The organism is Metabacillus idriensis (genome assembly GCF_009674765.1).
Lineage (GTDB): Bacteria > Bacillota > Bacilli > Bacillales > Bacillaceae > Bacillus_P > Bacillus_P idriensis.
In genome coordinates this window covers 1-17,165 of record NZ_WKKF01000001.1, presented here as the reverse complement: position 1 = coordinate 17,165, position 17,165 = coordinate 1, and the positions used below count along the sequence as shown (strand labels likewise).

Below are 17,165 nucleotides of genomic sequence, written 5' to 3'. Positions count from 1 at the left end.
CACACGACTTAATAATATTTTTCATTATAGTGAACTTTATCTACAATTGCAATATTTAATATTATTAAGTTATTAAATTATCGGTGATTGTTCTAAGTAATTTCCATAATACAGTGCCATATAAACACTATAGTATCGATTCAAACCTTCGCTTGATTTTATAAGAAGATAATCCAATTCCTCGTATACTTTGCCATTGTTAGATATATAAATACCATTTCTCCCTTGGAATATTTGATTAAATATCGTTTATTGGGTTTGAAAGAAATTGTAAGTATCTTTTAGTTTCATTTAAAAGTTTTATATAATCAGCCAAGCCAGATCCTTTAGTATTAGGTATTGATCCAAGTTTTTGCTTATAATCAATAGCTATAGCTTCATCAAAAAGGTCTATAGCTTCAATAATTTCCAATATTTCATTTTTTATATTTTCCTCGGCCTTATTTATAATATAAAAGACAGGTGATATAAATTCACTTACATTTAATATTTTTCCATCTTTAATTATTTTTTCTTTAGCTTTCAATTTTTCTAATTCCTCAATTTGGTCGGGCTTTAAATATTGAGTTAATTCTTTTAGAAAATCCCAATTTTCAAAATCAAATATAGAGTTAGAATCTGCTGGTTTATCATTCAAAATATTTAATATAGCTTCTTTGCGAATGTTATTTAAATCTGTTGATAATTCTTCAAAAGTTTCTTGATCTATTTTTACTTTATTATAAAAAATAGCATCTTGAATAAATGTATCAAGCCTATAGATTAGTATATCTTCATTAGTAAGTTCGTAAAACTCTTTTAAAAGATGTGGTTGGGGACGTAGGATTCTATTCCTTTTTTTCACCCACCAATCCGTTTTATTGTCTTCAGTTATAAATATAATAGGTTTTTTTTCAGTTGAGTTTCTTACTCTATCTATAATATGACGCCATAAAATAAAGTCGCCAAATTTTTGATTATACTGATATTCTCCGAATGTACGAATAGCATCTTTTTTATTACTTCCTTGTCCATCTTCCCAGCCTGGAGGTATTTTTTGTTTATATCTTTCTTCAGCTGTCTTTTCAATTTGTGATAACTCTTCCTTTGAGTAAGGTTCGCCAATCGAGTTCTTTAATAAATTTAATAAATTAAATTGAATCTCATCTGTAGATTTTAATTTTAAAAGTTCTTGTTCCTTAATGTTTTCGAGTTTTTCTTGAATAGAAGCAATATCATGATTTATAGGATTAAAATTATTTAATATTAAATATGGATGTGTTTTTTTATAATCCTCATGAATACGAGTTATGTTAGAAGATAAATTGTTTATCTCATCTCTTATTTGCTTAGAAAAATTATGAATACCTTGTTTTTGTAAATCAACTACATTGTCGCAGTTGAAAAAATATTCTAAAGCAACTTGATATGGAATATATAAACGGTTTTGTTCCTTAAAACTTTTTAATATATCAAATATTGCGGAATAGCTACGTTTGGTAGAATAACGATAAAAATTCAACAGCACATTGGTATCTAATATAAGAATTGCATCTTTCCAAATTGCTGATAGTTCGTTCTCAGTGTATGGGATTAAGCCATAAAATTTATTTTTCAAAATAATTCCTCCTTATACATAAATATCTATTAAATGTTTTATTTGTATTTAATTATATATGATCTAAAGGAAATTTACGCGGGAATTATAATAGTAATGAATGGACAATGAAAGAAATGAAAGAGATTGAAGCAGGAAGGGAACAGTCTATATCAACATTATGTTTACATGCGGAAAAATGGACATCAGTTTGAAAAGACTTTATGGAATTATATGGTACTATAAATGAAAAAAGGGGGTTAACAAATGAAAAGAAAATTTAATACCATACTTTGTATCATTATTGTCCTTCTAGGCGTCCTGCATTTTTTTGTGAAATCTCCAATAATAGTAACAGCTGTAGGGGTGCTTTTTGCTATTTTAATCGGTAGTGCATTTTTTGAAGCAGTAAAGGAAAAGGAAAAATGGCGTACTTTTTGCCTCATTGGTTTTACAATAGTTTTTGGTTTTATCATTCTTAATTACTTAAAAGTAATTTAAAGTTGCTGAGGGCGTCTGTGTTGCATTTATCTTTTGCTTTATGAGAGGTTATACTATTACATTAGATTAGAGGTGATTCAGATTGAACCAAACTTATGATGATTATAATGAAAAGATAGAACAAATAGAAAAAGCATTAGAAAATCTATTAGAATCATTTGCAGACTGTAAGAACACTATGAGGTCAGGGTTCGATGAAATTCATACAAGGCTGGACAGAATGTTGGATAAGGAAGAATAACCGTGGAAAATAAATGTACTTATTGCTGGCAGAAATCAGATGACTTGAGGCCATTACCCACAGAATTAAAAGGTGATGATAGAGAAAGGTTTTGTTCTAAATGTTACCCATCAGTATTAAAATCTGTAAAAAACCTGCCTTGGAACTAGTAGAACCCGCCTAACTCGTTGCAACTGAGGACGTTTTATAAGAAAACGTAGTTATCTAAACGTCATTGATAGAGGAGTATATCTTTATGGCATGGGAGAGAGTGAATGGTTTTCCTGACTATTATATAAACGAAGAAGGGCGGCTTTCACACAAAGACAGTGAAGAAATTCGTTCCTATTTCAGACTTATGTTTAATTTTCTAACAGAAGATGAACTAAGTTGGATAAGAGGTGTTTTGAGTGATTATGAACCTGGCCAAGTATCTCCATCATATATTCATAAAAAGAAAACGGAATATGAACGAAATAGAAACAAAGATATTGTGAGAAAAGTGTTAGATGATCTAAGGGGAAAAATGATGAAAGTTACTCCACAAGAGTTGCTTAAACTTAGAGACAAAAATGAAAGAGAACAACAAGGGATTGTTAATTTCTCTGGTATTTATATCATACATAATTGTGTAGAAGATATTTATTATGTCGGACAAGCAGAAAGAGTATTCGACAGGGCTTATGTGCACTTTGTTATAGATAAAGGAAATCCTGTAGTATATAAGGATTATAGTTTAGGAGATAAAATAATTATTAGTTTAATACCATTAGAGAATACGTCATATGATTCGCTAAATGAGTTAGAGGATAATGCAATAAGGGCTTATGATTCATTTCAAAATGGATATAATAGAATGCCGGGTAATATTTTGGATAAACCTATTTTCAGAAATGATGACTATCGGAAGGTTTCGGATTTTATCTTAGATAGGATAATAGGAACAGAATTGTTCTCGACCCTTACTACTAACAATAAAAGATTGAGTTTCATTGGACAATTATCCAGAGAATTTGAATTACCAAACAACCCAGATTTTCATCGTAATTTTCATACGGCTATAAAGAATTACCAAAAGGTTAACAAAAAGAAGAAAAAATAATTTTACACAGTCTAACATATTAAATATATATAACTGTCCTAAAATCCGTTTTGATTGCAAGTACGTAAATGAATACAAAAACAAAACGAAAAGGACGGATGAAAAATGACTACAACAAACCCATCAAAAACAATGTTAGAGAATCTAGAAGAAATAATTGAAAATTACGATTTAGATATTGACCATTTAGAGGTGCTACGTGTTGTTCTCGATGAAAATCTTATAGATGATAAATTATTTTGTATGCATGACCTTAAACGGTTTGCCTTTACGGATATCTACAAGCCAACAAATTATGACGACGCTGTAAAATGGGTTAACCTTATGAAGTCTGAGTACGAAAATTATACTAAATATATTAAGGAATTAAGTGATTATGGACTATTAGTTCGTATTGAAGGTTTCGATTTAAACCATCAGGAAACATACTATTTTGTAGTTGATGAAAGACTTTTCAACAATAAGTTTATGGAGGCATTAGAGAATAAAATGAATTTTATGTATTGTGGGGAATAGAAGAATTTAGAGGGTGTTACTGTTAATTCAGTAGCATCTTTTTTTTATTTAAAAAAAGGAGAGGCAAGGTCATTAAAACCCTGCTTTACTTAATCGATTGATCACTGTCTGACGTGTGACACCGTATATTTTAGCTATCATAGTTTTTGTCATTCCTTGTTCAGCTAGTGCAACCATTTCCATAGTATCGGCTTCCGTAAGTCTTTTCTTCTTAGGTGTAGCTACTACTTTGTTATGTGAATGTTTTAGGCTGGTGTAGCACACATGAGGTTGTTTTTTCTCATTCAATAACCATTCAGGCCTGCTGTAAAAATTAGCACTACATTCAGTACAGTGATGAAGCAATGTACTTTTATGATTTAAGAAACGTTCGATAACTACGACAGTGCCAGCATAAACAGCGTCAAGTTCCTTCTGATACTCGGTATTAGCTTCACTGTACTTGCCTAAGTACAAATCCATTCTTGGAAGGGTACGGCCTGAATCTATTATCACAGGGTTAAGCCATGTTTTAATGAAGGGTGTTTCTTCCGATTCTACAATAGCAGCCATTCCTGCAGCCGTCTTGGCCACTCGTTTCATTAGCTGTTTCTTCTGTCTTTTCTTACTTGCTTTATTACGTTTGGCCATGTGCTTTATCTCCTTTTACTTGGTCGTTTTTAAGGGTGTGGGCTATGCTAGTATTACTTTCGTAAAAAACGACATTATTAAATCGCTGGAACCATTGGTATCATTGACTTTCTAAATCTAATAAAGTCGTTGTTTTAGTCACGTTTCCCATTGTATTTTCTATGCTTCTGTTTTTTCATACTGTGGGAACAATCCTCACAATAGACCTTGTTCTTTGCGTCTGTTTTGAAATGAGTTTCACACCGTTTGCAGGTCTTTAAATACTTACCTACTTGATAGACCGCTTTACCGTTGTCAGGGTATGCCTTTACTACGGCCTCACGTTCAGCTAAAATTTCATCTACAATAGAGTTAAGAACTTCTTCTCTATGAGGGTTTTCCAGCTTGTTTATGTCCTTAGTAAAACCACTTTCTATATGACTACACTTAATGTCCTCAGGATCAAAATTGTATCGGTCATGTTTGGCCAATAAAGGACAGTGTGCGTCTTTCAATAAACACCAATTAGACTCACCGTTATGTTCTTTTACTAGGTTGGCACAATCTTCGACCTTAACTGTTCTTGTTAGAAGTGAGTAGCCACCGCCTGTGTATTGTTTTACCTGAAATTTATATTCTGTCATTCTCATTTCCTCCAATAGAAAAAGCCCGCCGATTTCTCAGCAGGGCTAGTGTATTTATTTAAGTGCTATTCTTCATTATCAGTTTTAAATCTTGTAATTGATACTAATGTAGCTATAGGTGCATTTTTTGCTTTCATATAGTTTCCCATTGCTTCATTATTAAATTGGTAAGCCTCATTCTTTACAATAGGTTCAGCTAGTCCGGCTTTCAGCATGTCTAATGGATTGTTAGTATTTTCAGCCATCTTATTTCACGTCCTTAGGTGTTGCTAAGTGTTGCGGAAGGTTTCCACGTACAGCTGCAAACAACTCATTTTTTGAAACTACTGATTTATCAAACCAACTTAGTCCAGGTTTAAATTGGTCTGCATGGAAAGAGTATTCTAATCGTGGGTTGGCTTCTTTTACAGCCGGATCTTCAAAGATTTCCATAACGTCAGGTGCAATAGCATGATACTGGCCTTGCATTTCCTTTCCAATCTCAGCTATTTCAGTAAGAAGTAAGTAACGGTATTTAATGGCCAACTCAGTAACATCATATTGACTTAAAATCATTCGGTCTTTCCTTAGTGCCTCTTGAAGAATAGGCGTGAATTTAAGTTTTAATTCAGTGTGTTCATTCTCCAATTCCTCTAATAGCGAACCAATGACCTCACTTTTTTGGATAATTCCTTTGCTTTCAATCTTTAAATAAACTCGTTCAGAAACACTTGCATTCTCTTGGGCAATTAAATTTGCTGTATGCTGTTCTTGTAGTGCCTCTAGTTCAGCCTTTAATTCTCGTCCCTGTTCGTCTAGCTGGAACGCTTCTTCCTGATATTCAGCCACAACTATTTTAGTTTCAAAAAATAAGTCTGCCACTTTACCTTTTTTCATTTCTTATTTCCCCCTGTATGGTATTGAATTATAAATTCTCGCTTCTCTTTGTCATCATTTAAGGTATTAGCCAATGCAATAACGCCTTGACGTTCAATTTCTTTCTTTAGTTGCTTGTGTAGGACATGCCTTTCCATACGCTGTTCAATCCACGTTTTAAGTGAGTTCAGTGCAGATTTCACGTTCTATTTCCCCTTTAGCAGCCACTTTGTTTTTAAATACGATAAACCCCTTTAACAGCACCGCCAATGCAATAGTAATCATTATTTGTAGCCTCTCTGTTCTTTCATTTCAATAATCTTACGGATCGAAGCAAGTTCTACGTTCGACACTCGTAAACGCTTGATGGCCATTTTGAACTTTTCCTCATAGTACGGCGTAAACTCTAAGTCTCCTCTTTCCAGCTTCGCGATAGTGCTGTAATCAACGCCCATAAATTCTTCCATCTGTCTTAGCGTTTTATTTCTGGCCATTCTGACTGGCTTAATGAAACGATTGTCATATTGTTGGTTGTACGGTAAGCGTGTATTGGTTGTTAACATTGTGTTTGTCACCTCTCTGATAGTGTTTTGTAGTTCTAATTATTGGAACATGCGGTAAATAAAAAAGAGGAAAGCTGTTAGGCCTTCCCCTTCAAAGGAAAATTTCAATATTCACCGTAGGAAGTCGCATGTACTTCCCTTTAAACTATTGTTCATCAAACCACCATGAGATACAGGTCAGGAATAGAGGTTTTTAAAATAAATCTACAGCCAGCCCTTTTCCTTGAATACTTTCCGCAACGCTTCATTAACTAAATCCGACCTATTGCCTTTCCTAGCCCCTGTTAATCTCACTTCAATGATATCCTCAGTATGGTTGTAAGTGCTTCTAAATGCTACTTTTGACTTATATTAAACAACTGATCCATAACCTCATTTGCTATTTCATTATCATCTAGCAGCATACCTATTCTTAAAATGGCCCGACTTGTGAAAATGCCATTTGTATAGCCATCCTCAGCTAGTTCATTCAGGTTTCTAAAAACAACCTTTTCAATAACCTTCTTATCGACTTGGTAAAACCATGCTACTTGTTGAGTATTTGCAGTTTCATCACTAGGGAACAATAATATGGTTTTCACTCGTTCCAAAACCTCCATACGCCCCTTGAGGTATTCATAAAATTCCTCACGTAGCTTTTCGTCCTTCATAATAGTTTCTGGGCTTAGGTTAGCGAATTTTGAATAGTTCATTGTCCAATACCTCCATGTAATTTTGTGATTCATTTATGTACTTGCAATCAGATCGAATTTTAGGACATACTACTAAAAAAACATTAAATGTAAAAATAGATACTCTTTAATTTTGTTACATCACTGGATACAAGTAAAAAATAAACAATACATTGAAAAACCCACTAGCCAATTTTAGCTAGTGGGTTTACTTTATTTACCATGACAATATTTAAATTTTAATCCACTATCACATGGACAAGGTTCATTTCTTCCTATTTTCCTTTCAGTCATCACAGGTGGTGTATGTACTTCTAGTGTAGAAGCAAATTGTTTAAGGGTTTCTTCTATTTTAATGTCTTCAATAATTTCTGTTTTAGGGTTTATTTCAATATGAGGTTTTATCTCTATGTTCCCACCAGTTAATCCATTGATTATTGCACCTATCCCATATAGATAAGCACTTAATTCTTTTGCATTCTTCGGTAAATATCTAGCTAAGAAAGATAACTTAGGTACTTCTTTTTGAATTTCTTGTTTTACATCCTGAGGCAGTGTTTCTAACTTAGAGGCATTTTGAATAATCATGTACAGTTTTTGAAGATCTTTTACAGTTTCTTCAGTACCTTGTAATACTTCTATAGCGTTGTTATAAAAGTTAAAAACACCCTCGGGTATTCTAGCCCATTGTTTACAGCTTGGACACCTTGACTTACTACGTGTAAGAGTTACATTAAAAGAAGCACCTTGAAAAACCATCCCTGACGGAAAGATATTTCCGCAATTATCACAAAAAGCTGGTACATGAACCATTTCAACACCTCTTTTTTTTCTAATCATACCATAATTTATCATTTATTTGGATAATAATAGGTATTCTATATGAAAAAAGTATTACTTGTACTATACTTTTAAATAAGTAAATGATTGGATTTTACTAGATTGGTACAATAAGCAGAAATGGGGGAAGTTTAGTGAACATTTTGCTAACAATTTTACAAATAGCTATATTATTAGGTGGATGGTTTATATACACCTATTTAAAGAAATTACCTGATCAAGTACACGCAAAAAACTTAAAAGCTTTTGAGTATGATTTAAATAAACAATTAGAGGAATTTAGAAATCAATTAACCACTGATTTGGAGTTAATGAAAATCAATGAATCACAGTTACATATTCATAAAACTCAAGAATTTTCAAAATTAGTTGAAGTTCTAATCATCAATTTGACGGATAGGGACTATGTTAGAAGGCTGGGAACAAATCAAGCTACTCAAAAAGAACACAATAAGAAAATGTTAGATTTAGGTACCAAATTATTTTTCTTCGCATCGGATGAAACGGTAAAGAAATTTGTTGAATGGCGAAAATACTCTCTAACTGTAGATTCACCTAACTATGAATCAAAACAGGTAATAATATTGTTGGCTGAAATAATGGTTTTAATAAGAAGAGACTTAGGCTACAGTGAAACTGAATGCACTAAGGATGACTTTCTTCATATAATGCTTAAGGATTGGGCTAACTATGAAAATACTTAAGGGTAACTCCAAAAGTTACCCTTTTGCCCTTAAAAAGGTTTTAAAAATTTGGTGTGTATTTTGTAAACACCAGACCACGTGTATATCCCCCCCCTCCCCCCTGGGTATACCCTTCCCTACTTGTTATGATTTCTTTTAGATAAACTCGTCAAGTCCCATTGATCTAACATTCATAAGTGTATTTCATTTATCAACTCTTTCAATCTGTTTCATTCATTCTTTTCTCTTTTTGTAATTACCTTGCTGCGTTGCCTTGAGAGTTGTATTTATCACTTTCCTATTCACCTTTTATAGTGTCCTTACTGCCTACTTAGTGCTTTTCTATGTCTATTGGTATTCTCTATTCTCTTGCCTCTATCATTGCTGTATGCCTTCTATATGCCCATAGCGTTGCTGTATTGAGTGTAGTTCATGCCCCTCTATTATGTATCTGTTGAAGTAGTGAGTATCCCCTTATCTATTACTCCCCTAAGCCCTTCTTTTTTGTAACACTTATCACACCATAGTCTGAAAAGGTACACCTAAATCGACTATAAAAAAACAGCTAAAAAGATGTACATTAAATACATAAAATAAACCTTTATAAACGTCTATAAAATAATTGACCTTATAAGACATATGATGTATGTTAAGACTATCAAATAAAAGAATCGGTGGTTTTATCAATGGGAATCAATTTCGGCTATATGCGTGTTTCATCAAAGGAACAGAATCTAGACAGACAATATGAGGCTTTAAAGGGCTTTGTAACGGACGTGAAATATATATACAGTGATAAAGCTAGTGGTAAGGATATGGAACGTGAGGGCTTTCAGAACTTGTTAAAAGCTATTAGGTTAGATGACACTCTTTTCATTAAATCTATTGACCGTCTAGGACGTAATAAACAGCAAATCAAAAGCTATTTAGAACAGTTCAAGAATGAAGGCATTCGAGTAAAGATCATTGACCTTCCTACCACTATGCAAGACGTTCCTGAGGGTCAAGAATGGGTCATAGATATGATTAACAATATAATCATAGAGGTTTACACTTCAATGGCTGAACAAGAAAGAGAAACGATTAAACAGCGTCAATCTGAGGGAATAGCTGTAGCTAAAGCTAAAGGTAAGCATTTAGGTAGACCAGTGTTAGAACTTCCTAAAGAGTGGGGCAAGCTTTACAAGGAATGGAAAGCTGGAAAGATTACAGCTGTAGCATTTATGAATGAAGTAGATATGAAGAAAGCGACTTTTTATAAGAAAGTGAAAGAATACGAGGCGAAACTTTAATCGGTGACGTCTTTTTTGTGCATTTTTTATTTCTGGGGCAGACCGTGTAATACAAGCGTAAAAGCGATATTTGCACTAAATTCCACAGACAAAATTCTTTACAAACCTATATGTACCAACGATTTATGAATTGTGCATGTCGGTAGGAAAAATGCTTGTCTGCTAACCTGCTGCTTAACATTGTAAGTTAGTATAGAAAATATACTCTACGTGTGCAGCTGGGCATAAAAAAAGCACCAAATTAGGTGCCACTACTTTTATCTTTATCATTAGTTAAGAATATCCAACCAGCATTCCTGCCTTTTTGATTATCAATAGGGTAATAAAAAAGATTGAATTTTTTTACACTGTATGAAATTTTAACAATGGTTTCATTGTTCTCGATTTTTCTGCGTGTACTTTTATAAAGCATTTTTTCTCCTGCTTGGGTTCTATACTTCATTTCAATTTCCTCTATGAAAAATTCAATTTCATACATATCTAATCTATCCATAGGTATAAATATTTCTTCATTTTGTTCAAGGATTGGCAAAGAAATATCTAATTTCCAGCTTTCTTTTTTATCTACACTCCTTAATGTTACACTAATTGAACTGCCTGTAATGATGCCGTTCCCGAAGGGTTTTACGTGTAAATAAGCTAACTGGATCTTAGATGGATTTATAGATTTGTTTCTAATTCTATTTTCAATTTCCTTTTCTAAGCTTATAAATTGATTTGGAATAATAAGTTTAGTTCCATTTTTTAGATTAGGCATATTTTTTAATTTATAATTAGCTGTTACCTCGTCCACATCAAAGAAAGTGCGATACTCTAACTTCCTATCCGTAATGTTCCCTAACCTTCCTAAAAAGAATGTTATAAAAGGTGCAATTAGTACTGCGGGCAATATCCTCCAAAAAGCTTCCATTAAAGTTATACCTGTCATTTATTATCCACTCACTTTCATCTACTCAATACGCCAAGAGTAAAATATATCCTGCATGACATCTTCTTTTAACAGATTCTCTTACCACCTAGACAAACTGAGATCATAAAAAAGCACCCTCATTTGGATGCCTTTACTTAATCAAATACTATTTCAACTGCAATTAAGTCCTGAAAGTTTCTTTCGCCTACACCTTCTAGAACTATAGGTCTATTATTCTCATAGTTACTTTTCAATAACTCTAAAAAGTCACCTTCATAATCCATAAAGGTTTCTTTAGCAATTCGTACCCTAGTACCATCTTTAAACTTTAAACGAAAATACATCGTTATCACTTCCCTTCATCTATTTCAATTCGACAAAAGGATATTTTTTCCTTCTATGCTTCTTAAGCATTATTTTATTATAGGCAACTATTGTATTCGGTTTTCAAAATCATTCTATTTAATTCCATTATCCCAGTTTTGATTTCTTTATGTTTTTCTTCTAACTCTTTGACTCTATTTTTCAACTTGCAATTTTCACTCTTTAAATGACCTACTTCTTCAACCATTTCTTTAAAGTCATGAAAAGTTTCATATGTGTGATTAACACATACTTTTAGTCCATCATTGATACTAACATCCCCTATTGATTCTCCATTAAAAAATTCAAGTAATTCAGATAGTCTATTCCATTCTTCTTGTCCAAATCGTCCACTTACGGGATAGCGTTTCTCCAATATAATTCACTCCACTTTTTCTATGATACTTTTAATTTAGCACACAAAAGTAAAAAAGTAAAAAAAATATTGACTTACAATCTAAAGTGTGTTAGTTAATCTAATTTAATGTACTTCAAGGTAAGTTACGTTAACTTAGTTGATTTGTTAATACCTCGGCTAAAGCCTCGTGTTCGGGTATGCACCCTCACCACTATAGATTCTGTTATTAGTATTTTTTACAATTCTTCTATTACAGCCAAATTAACATGGAAAGGGGTAGCCTTTTTTTGGCTATCCCTAGAAGTGTTATTTGGTAGGGTTTCTTTAACATGTTAATAATTATATTTATCTTTCTTATAAGGGAATACTCAGAAAACCTAGAGTTATCAGGGCTTCCAACGTTTATTTACTAGGCTGTGTCTAGTAAGGTTTATTAGTAATAATAACTAAATTTCATTATCCAAATATTGTTCTAACAGTGTTCTCATTCTTTTAGAAGGAATATAAACATTTATAGATTGTTCATTACGAATCCGGCTGCGGAACAACCATTGAAGTAGTTCTGACAATGCGAATAAATCCATATCAACTTCTACTTGATGTTTACTAAAGAAGTTTTTCACGACAGGATTAGTATATATATTTGCTATATAGATACATGTGCTTTTATGTTGGTAATCATTAGTTGCACGTGCATTTACACTGACAAAGTGATCTTTTAATCCACTTGGAGTAATCTTATTTTCAAAATCTTTAAAGGTAGTCCACATAACTTCCTCAGTAGATACTTTACATTTATTGCGATAAAAATTATAAGCACAGTTTCGTATAACCCGTTTTGTTTCAGTGTTCATAGTCTTTTTCTTTAAATCAGAGACACTAAATGAAGAATGTTTACTTCCAATTTTATTCATGTCCTTCTTATCTTTGGGTAATGGGTAATAAATGTTTATTAGCTTCTTTAAATGTGAACGAATCTCATCCTGATAGGGGATGTATGAAGAAAGTTTATATTCCTCATTTGTGTTTATTACAGATTTATAATTGTAATTGAGACCAAATAGATCAAAGTAAGCCCGTTGAATTTGTCCATTAAACATATAAGTTAGGATAAAAACTTCCTCAAAGCATTTAAAGGTCTCAACTGGAAACGTCCAGTAAATCGCTATAGGTTCGCTAGCATCATCCTCATACATCATGAGGTTGCCCGAATTAGCTAGATTACGGATCTTTTCGAAGTAACCCTGCTGATAGTCAACTTGTTCCCATGACACGATACCTTTTTTATCCACTTCAATAACCTTATTCTGTATAAGCATCTTCAAATCATCTCTTGAAATTTTCACCTGTTCAATAACATCCATAACTTCATCCAAAATCAAAACGTAATTTTCCATATCTAATAGATCAATGACTTCACTATCTACACGTTTGAATAATGAGTGAGTGGATACTATGTTTTCCCCGTCAGCGATAAGTCGTTTAATATCCTCTAGCTTTGTTTCACCAGTACTATCACCATCTGGCTGCTTAAATTCACGGTTAACAGAAGATAAGACCCGTTCCACTTCAGTTTTAAAAGGTGTGATGTAAATGAATTTTTGGTAAGTAGGTGCTTCATTCATATACTGGATAGCCCAACTTGTTTTACCACTACCCATTATTGAATCAATGATGTTAATTCTAGTTTTCGTTGGTCTTTGATATAGCATTTTGATCGTCCCTTTCTTCATGTGCCTGTAAAATGACACTTACATAATTCACATGAATTAGGACAGTAAGAAATAAATTTACAGCAATAAATCTTCTCCCATCATTCTTCATGCGTTTCATTTATGTACTTGCAATCGAACATGAGAAAAGGACGTAAAAATCATTTTATTTCTTGACTCTTGGATTTGATTTTCACTGAATTAACAAGATTGATTAGGAAACATTGGACAAAAGAATGATTACCTATACTGTACTAAAAAAATATATAGTACTGTAAAAGCAGTCATTCTTTAATACGATTCCTGAATTGAACTGAGTTGATGAGGTGTCCACCGTATCACCTTGTTTGAACGCTTGAATTTCTTCAACAACGAACTTTCTACACATATAGCTAGTCCTTTGTGCGATTGTCTATTCGTTGCTACCCGTACCGCAGCACGCCTAGCTACCAAACCGAACCTTTAATGGTCGTTCTCACCTAGTAATCACCAGCAAACAAGGAAAGCTGTTGATGTGATTACGGCTGTATTTTCTGCATTGGCTACAACCAGTACCTTTCAAGTTTTATTTAACAACGTGTTAGTAGGTTTCCACGTTGGAAAGACCGTAATAAAAATGACATCACTAAAGACAACTTGCATCCATTTACTTTTTTCGATAAGATAAATACAAGAATTACGATTTTCGTATTAAATTATATTGGTTTTGGGTCACCTACTGTGAATAGGTGGCTTTCTTTTTGTTCTAATATAATTAGATTCTTTTATTCAGCACTTTAATTGGTGAAAATTCCTTGTGCCTATCTCTAACATCATTACCGAACAGATTTACATAAGTCTTCACTATTTCCATGCTGGTATGTCCTAGAATAGTTTGAATTTCAAAGATATTAGCACCTTGCTGTACACTAAGCTTTGCAAATGTATGCCTAAAAGTATGACAGCTACATCTAACATCTTTAAGATTAGCCATCTCACCATATTTAGTAATCCTTTGTTGTATCCCTCTCTTTGACAGTCTTTCACCATCGATTGTAATAAATAAAGCATCACATTCTCCATAACTGCGGATAGTTATATATTTTTCCAATTGATGTTTCATATCTTTTTGAATTGGAACTAATCTCTCTCTATAGCTTTTCGCATTTCGGATTACGACCATAGAATCTTCCCACCGTATATCTTTTAAAGATAATCCTGCTAACTCATTTACTCTAATACCGGTTTCAAGCATTAGCATCATTACCGTATAATCACGTACTCCAGTGAATGTTCTTAAATCTGGCTGTTTAAATAACTTGTTTAACTGATCTTTTGTAAATGTTGCAATAACCGTTTTTCTATCTTTAAGCAGCTTGATATTCTCCATCGGATTATTTGTAATGAGTTTTTGTTTATAAAGGAAGTTGTAAAAAGCCCTTAAAGCACGTAACCTCGTGTTAATGGTAACTACTCTGCTACCCTTAAAATTACGCATATAGAGAATCACATTGTTTTTAATATGTTCTTCAGTTAGGTTAGATGGTTTCAATAAAGTAATATCAATACCCTGATCTTTAAGTTGATTTAAGAATGCTTGTATTTCATTCAAGTAATATTGAATTGTATGAGGTCTTAAATTTCGAAGTTCGCAATCCTGAATGAACAATTGGGTAGCATCTTTAAATGTCTCTACATAAGCTTTAACTTTCTTTTGAATAACAGCCAATTCATCATCATTTAAAACATTCTTACGCCTGGTCATAATAATTCCTCCTTTCAACGGTGCACACGATTAAGGAACACGATTTCATTTATGTATGTCGTGTGAAAAAAAAATAAAAAAACAACAAAAAAACGCCTCTACAATAACTGTAGAGACGTCTTTAAACGTTGATATTACTTAATTCACTTGTAATTGAAAGTAATAAAATCTTAGATACCGGTGGTCGGGGTCGAACCGACACTCCAGAGGAACACGATTTTGAGTCGTGCGCGTCTGCCAATTCCGCCACACCGGCAAATGAAATTGTGATGGATATGGTGCCGAGGACCGGAATCGAACCGGTACGGTAGTCACCTACCGCAGGATTTTAAGTCCTGTGCGTCTGCCAGTTCCGCCACCCCGGCAAGGGTGATAAATAAAAATTGGAGGCGACACCCGGATTTGAACCGGGGATAAAGGTTTTGCAGACCTCTGCCTTACCACTTGGCTATGCCGCCTCAACTATTGGAGCGGAAGACGGGATTCGAACCCGCGACCCCCACCTTGGCAAGGTGGTGTTCTACCACTGAACTACTTCCGCAAATCGCTGTGTAATGTATTTTATGCAATAGCTGCACAAAGATGACTCTTAATGAAAAATGGCTGGGCTAGCTGGATTCGAACCAGCGCATGACGGAGTCAAAGTCCGTTGCCTTACCGCTTGGCTATAGCCCAAAACAAAAATAAAAACCCTATTAAGTAAAAAAAAGGGGCGACTGATGGGAATCGAACCCACGAATGCCAGAGCCACAATCTGGTGCGTTAACCACTTCGCCACAACCGCCATTATACTATATAAGATTAATTAAATTGGCAGGGGTAGTAGGACTCGAACCCACACCGGAGGTTTTGGAGACCTCTGTTCTACCTTTAAACTATACCCCTATATTCTTTTTATGAAAATGGTGGAGGGGGACGGATTCGAACCGCCGAACCCGGAGGGAGCGGATTTACAGTCCGCCGCGTTTAGCCACTTCGCTACCCCTCCACACTGTAAGTGGTGCCGGCAAGAGGACTTGAACCCCCAACCTACTGATTACAAGTCAGTTGCTCTACCAATTGAGCTACACCGGCATTTAAGTGTAAATGGTGGCTTGGGACGGAATCGAACCGCCGACACAAGGATTTTCAGTCCTTTGCTCTACCGACTGAGCTACCAAGCCATTTATTTATGATGTCAAACTGTTAATTATCAGCAGCTTATTCAAGCAGCTTGTTTAATTAAAATGGCGGTCCCGACCGGGATCGAACCGGCGATCTCCTGCGTGACAGGCAGGCATGTTAACCGCTACACCACGGGACCATTTGGTTGCGGGGACAGGATTTGAACCTGCGACCTTCGGGTTATGAGCCCGACGAGCTACCAGACTGCTCCACCCCGCGACAATAATAAATGAAGTTTTTGTGCTGCTGTATTCAGTAAAGATGGTGGAGGATGACGGGCTCGAACCGCCGACCCTCTGCTTGTAAGGCAGATGCTCTCCCAGCTGAGCTAATCCTCCGCAGTGAAAATGATGTTGGTGACCCGTACGGGATTCGAACCCGTGTTACCGCCGTGAAAGGGCGGTGTCTTAACCGCTTGACCAACGGGCCATTTATATAAATAGTGGCGGAGAGCAAGGGATTCGAACCCTTGAGACGGGTTACCGCCTACACGATTTCCAATCGTGCTCCTTCGGCCACTCGGACAGCTCTCCAAAATGGCTCCGCAGGTAGGACTCGAACCTACGACCGATCGGTTAACAGCCGATAGCTCTACCACTGAGCTACTGCGGAATAATATTTTCACTAGCCTGGCAACGTCCTACTCTCACAGGGGGAAACCCCCAACTACCATCGGCGCTAAAGAGCTTAACTTCCGTGTTCGGCATGGGAACGGGTGTGACCTCTTTGCCATCATCACCAGACATAGTGACAAAAATTATTATACTATGAAATCCGAAGATTTCAAGCTTTTTTTTCGAAAGAAGTTATTCTTTCAAAACTAAATAACGTATGATAACAAG

The 17,165-nt window shown here is 34.6% G+C and carries 20 protein-coding genes, 16 tRNA genes and 1 rRNA gene; 6 read left to right on the top strand and 31 right to left on the bottom strand.

Annotated elements, in window-relative coordinates; all coding sequences use genetic code 11:
- Positions 1-238: 238 nt before the first annotated feature.
- Positions 239-1,597, bottom strand: coding sequence for a PIN-like domain-containing protein (locus GJU41_RS00185; RefSeq protein ID WP_154317789.1), 1,359 nt, complete (start codon positions 1,595-1,597; stop codon positions 239-241).
- 246 nt (positions 1,598-1,843) lie between these two features.
- On the opposite strand from GJU41_RS00185, the gene GJU41_RS00180 reads away from it, so the two are divergent.
- The 4 genes from GJU41_RS00180 to GJU41_RS00165 all read left to right on the top strand — a co-directional run bounded on the left by GJU41_RS00180 (position 1,844) and on the right by GJU41_RS00165 (position 3,915).
- Entirely contained in the window at positions 1,844-2,077 is a 234-nt protein-coding gene (locus GJU41_RS00180) for a hypothetical protein (RefSeq protein ID WP_154317788.1), read from the top strand.
- An 82-nt stretch (positions 2,078-2,159) separates the two neighbouring features.
- A complete protein-coding gene (locus GJU41_RS00175; RefSeq protein WP_154317787.1) occupies positions 2,160-2,318 on the top strand; it encodes a hypothetical protein in 159 nt (52 codons plus the stop codon).
- Positions 2,319-2,553: 235 nt separating this feature from the next.
- Positions 2,554-3,399 (top strand): GIY-YIG nuclease family protein, encoded by an 846-nt coding sequence (locus GJU41_RS00170; protein ID WP_224771341.1) that lies wholly within the window; start codon positions 2,554-2,556, stop codon positions 3,397-3,399.
- Positions 3,400-3,504: 105 nt separating this feature from the next.
- A complete protein-coding gene (locus GJU41_RS00165; RefSeq protein WP_154317786.1) occupies positions 3,505-3,915 on the top strand; it encodes a hypothetical protein in 411 nt (136 codons plus the stop codon).
- Between the two features lie 72 nt (positions 3,916-3,987).
- Here GJU41_RS00165 and GJU41_RS00160 read toward each other — a convergent pair whose 3' ends face one another.
- The 8 genes from GJU41_RS00160 to GJU41_RS00125 form a co-directional block, all read right to left on the bottom strand.
- Positions 3,988-4,545 carry a helix-turn-helix domain-containing protein gene (locus GJU41_RS00160; RefSeq protein ID WP_154317785.1) on the bottom strand — a complete coding sequence of 186 codons (558 nt, stop codon included), beginning with the start codon at positions 4,543-4,545 and terminating at the stop codon, positions 3,988-3,990.
- Between the two features lie 134 nt (positions 4,546-4,679).
- Positions 4,680-5,168, bottom strand: coding sequence for a hypothetical protein (locus tag GJU41_RS00155; protein ID WP_154317784.1), 489 nt, complete (start codon positions 5,166-5,168; stop codon positions 4,680-4,682).
- A gap of 65 nt (positions 5,169-5,233) precedes the next feature.
- Positions 5,234-5,413, bottom strand: coding sequence for a hypothetical protein (locus GJU41_RS00150; RefSeq protein ID WP_154317783.1), 180 nt, complete (start codon positions 5,411-5,413; stop codon positions 5,234-5,236).
- Between the two features lies 1 nt (position 5,414).
- Positions 5,415-6,044, bottom strand: a complete 630-nt coding sequence (locus tag GJU41_RS00145) for a hypothetical protein (RefSeq protein ID WP_154317782.1) — start codon at positions 6,042-6,044, stop codon at positions 5,415-5,417.
- On the bottom strand, positions 6,041-6,226 hold the full coding sequence (locus GJU41_RS00140; protein ID WP_154317781.1) for a hypothetical protein: 186 nt from the start codon (positions 6,224-6,226) through the stop codon (positions 6,041-6,043). The genes GJU41_RS00145 and GJU41_RS00140 overlap by 4 nt, the downstream gene beginning before the upstream one ends.
- 81 nt (positions 6,227-6,307) lie before the next feature.
- Positions 6,308-6,586, bottom strand: coding sequence for a helix-turn-helix domain-containing protein (locus GJU41_RS00135; RefSeq protein ID WP_154317780.1), 279 nt, complete (start codon positions 6,584-6,586; stop codon positions 6,308-6,310).
- Positions 6,587-6,921: 335 nt separating this feature from the next.
- Positions 6,922-7,278: a hypothetical protein gene (locus GJU41_RS00130; RefSeq protein ID WP_154317779.1), complete on the bottom strand. Its 357-nt coding sequence runs from the start codon at positions 7,276-7,278 to the stop codon at positions 6,922-6,924.
- A gap of 192 nt (positions 7,279-7,470) precedes the next feature.
- On the bottom strand, positions 7,471-8,070 hold the full coding sequence (locus tag GJU41_RS00125) for an SEC-C metal-binding domain-containing protein (RefSeq protein ID WP_154317778.1): 600 nt from the start codon (positions 8,068-8,070) through the stop codon (positions 7,471-7,473).
- A gap of 161 nt (positions 8,071-8,231) precedes the next feature.
- On the opposite strand from GJU41_RS00125, the gene GJU41_RS00120 reads away from it, so the two are divergent.
- The gene (locus GJU41_RS00120) at positions 8,232-8,801 is read left to right on the top strand and encodes a hypothetical protein (protein ID WP_154317777.1); all 570 of its coding nucleotides are present in this window, start codon (positions 8,232-8,234) and stop codon (positions 8,799-8,801) included.
- Between the two features lie 665 nt (positions 8,802-9,466).
- The gene (locus tag GJU41_RS00115) at positions 9,467-10,072 is read left to right on the top strand and encodes a recombinase family protein (RefSeq protein ID WP_154317776.1); all 606 of its coding nucleotides are present in this window, start codon (positions 9,467-9,469) and stop codon (positions 10,070-10,072) included.
- A 241-nt stretch (positions 10,073-10,313) separates the two neighbouring features.
- Here GJU41_RS00115 and GJU41_RS00110 read toward each other — a convergent pair whose 3' ends face one another.
- From GJU41_RS00110 to rrf, 22 genes are all read right to left on the bottom strand, one after another.
- The gene (locus GJU41_RS00110; protein ID WP_154317775.1) at positions 10,314-11,000 is read right to left on the bottom strand and encodes a hypothetical protein; all 687 of its coding nucleotides are present in this window, start codon (positions 10,998-11,000) and stop codon (positions 10,314-10,316) included.
- Between the two features lie 137 nt (positions 11,001-11,137).
- Positions 11,138-11,326 carry a hypothetical protein gene (locus GJU41_RS00105; RefSeq protein ID WP_154317774.1) on the bottom strand — a complete coding sequence of 63 codons (189 nt, stop codon included), beginning with the start codon at positions 11,324-11,326 and terminating at the stop codon, positions 11,138-11,140.
- Positions 11,327-11,403: 77 nt separating this feature from the next.
- Positions 11,404-11,721, bottom strand: coding sequence for a hypothetical protein (locus tag GJU41_RS00100; RefSeq protein ID WP_154317773.1), 318 nt, complete (start codon positions 11,719-11,721; stop codon positions 11,404-11,406).
- 428 nt (positions 11,722-12,149) lie between these two features.
- On the bottom strand, positions 12,150-13,415 hold the full coding sequence (locus GJU41_RS00095) for a hypothetical protein (RefSeq protein ID WP_154317772.1): 1,266 nt from the start codon (positions 13,413-13,415) through the stop codon (positions 12,150-12,152).
- Positions 13,416-14,169: 754 nt separating this feature from the next.
- A complete protein-coding gene (locus GJU41_RS00090; protein ID WP_154317771.1) occupies positions 14,170-15,159 on the bottom strand; it encodes a tyrosine-type recombinase/integrase in 990 nt (329 codons plus the stop codon).
- Between the two features lie 175 nt (positions 15,160-15,334).
- Positions 15,335-15,415 (bottom strand) — tRNA-Leu (locus GJU41_RS00085).
- A 20-nt stretch (positions 15,416-15,435) separates the two neighbouring features.
- Positions 15,436-15,524, bottom strand: a tRNA-Leu gene (locus GJU41_RS00080).
- Between the two features lie 19 nt (positions 15,525-15,543).
- Positions 15,544-15,617 (bottom strand) — tRNA-Cys (locus tag GJU41_RS00075).
- An 8-nt stretch (positions 15,618-15,625) separates the two neighbouring features.
- Positions 15,626-15,700, bottom strand: a tRNA-Gly gene (locus tag GJU41_RS00070).
- Between the two features lie 59 nt (positions 15,701-15,759).
- Positions 15,760-15,834: transfer RNA gene (locus GJU41_RS00065), tRNA-Gln, on the bottom strand.
- A gap of 36 nt (positions 15,835-15,870) precedes the next feature.
- Positions 15,871-15,943: transfer RNA gene (locus tag GJU41_RS00060), tRNA-His, on the bottom strand.
- Positions 15,944-15,970: 27 nt separating this feature from the next.
- Positions 15,971-16,044, bottom strand: a tRNA-Trp gene (locus GJU41_RS00055).
- Between the two features lie 18 nt (positions 16,045-16,062).
- A tRNA-Tyr gene (locus tag GJU41_RS00050) sits at positions 16,063-16,147 on the bottom strand.
- Between the two features lie 10 nt (positions 16,148-16,157).
- A tRNA-Thr gene (locus GJU41_RS00045) sits at positions 16,158-16,233 on the bottom strand.
- Between the two features lie 13 nt (positions 16,234-16,246).
- Positions 16,247-16,322, bottom strand: a tRNA-Phe gene (locus GJU41_RS00040).
- Positions 16,323-16,386: 64 nt separating this feature from the next.
- Positions 16,387-16,462, bottom strand: a tRNA-Asp gene (locus GJU41_RS00035).
- 3 nt (positions 16,463-16,465) lie between these two features.
- Positions 16,466-16,542 (bottom strand) — tRNA-Met (locus GJU41_RS00030).
- Positions 16,543-16,585: 43 nt separating this feature from the next.
- Positions 16,586-16,661, bottom strand: a tRNA-Val gene (locus GJU41_RS00025).
- Between the two features lie 16 nt (positions 16,662-16,677).
- Positions 16,678-16,752 (bottom strand) — tRNA-Glu (locus tag GJU41_RS00020).
- 14 nt (positions 16,753-16,766) lie between these two features.
- Positions 16,767-16,856, bottom strand: a tRNA-Ser gene (locus GJU41_RS00015).
- Between the two features lie 4 nt (positions 16,857-16,860).
- A tRNA-Asn gene (locus GJU41_RS00010) sits at positions 16,861-16,935 on the bottom strand.
- Between the two features lie 15 nt (positions 16,936-16,950).
- Positions 16,951-17,066, bottom strand: a 5S ribosomal RNA gene (gene rrf / locus GJU41_RS00005).
- Between the last annotated feature and the right edge of the window lie 99 nt (positions 17,067-17,165).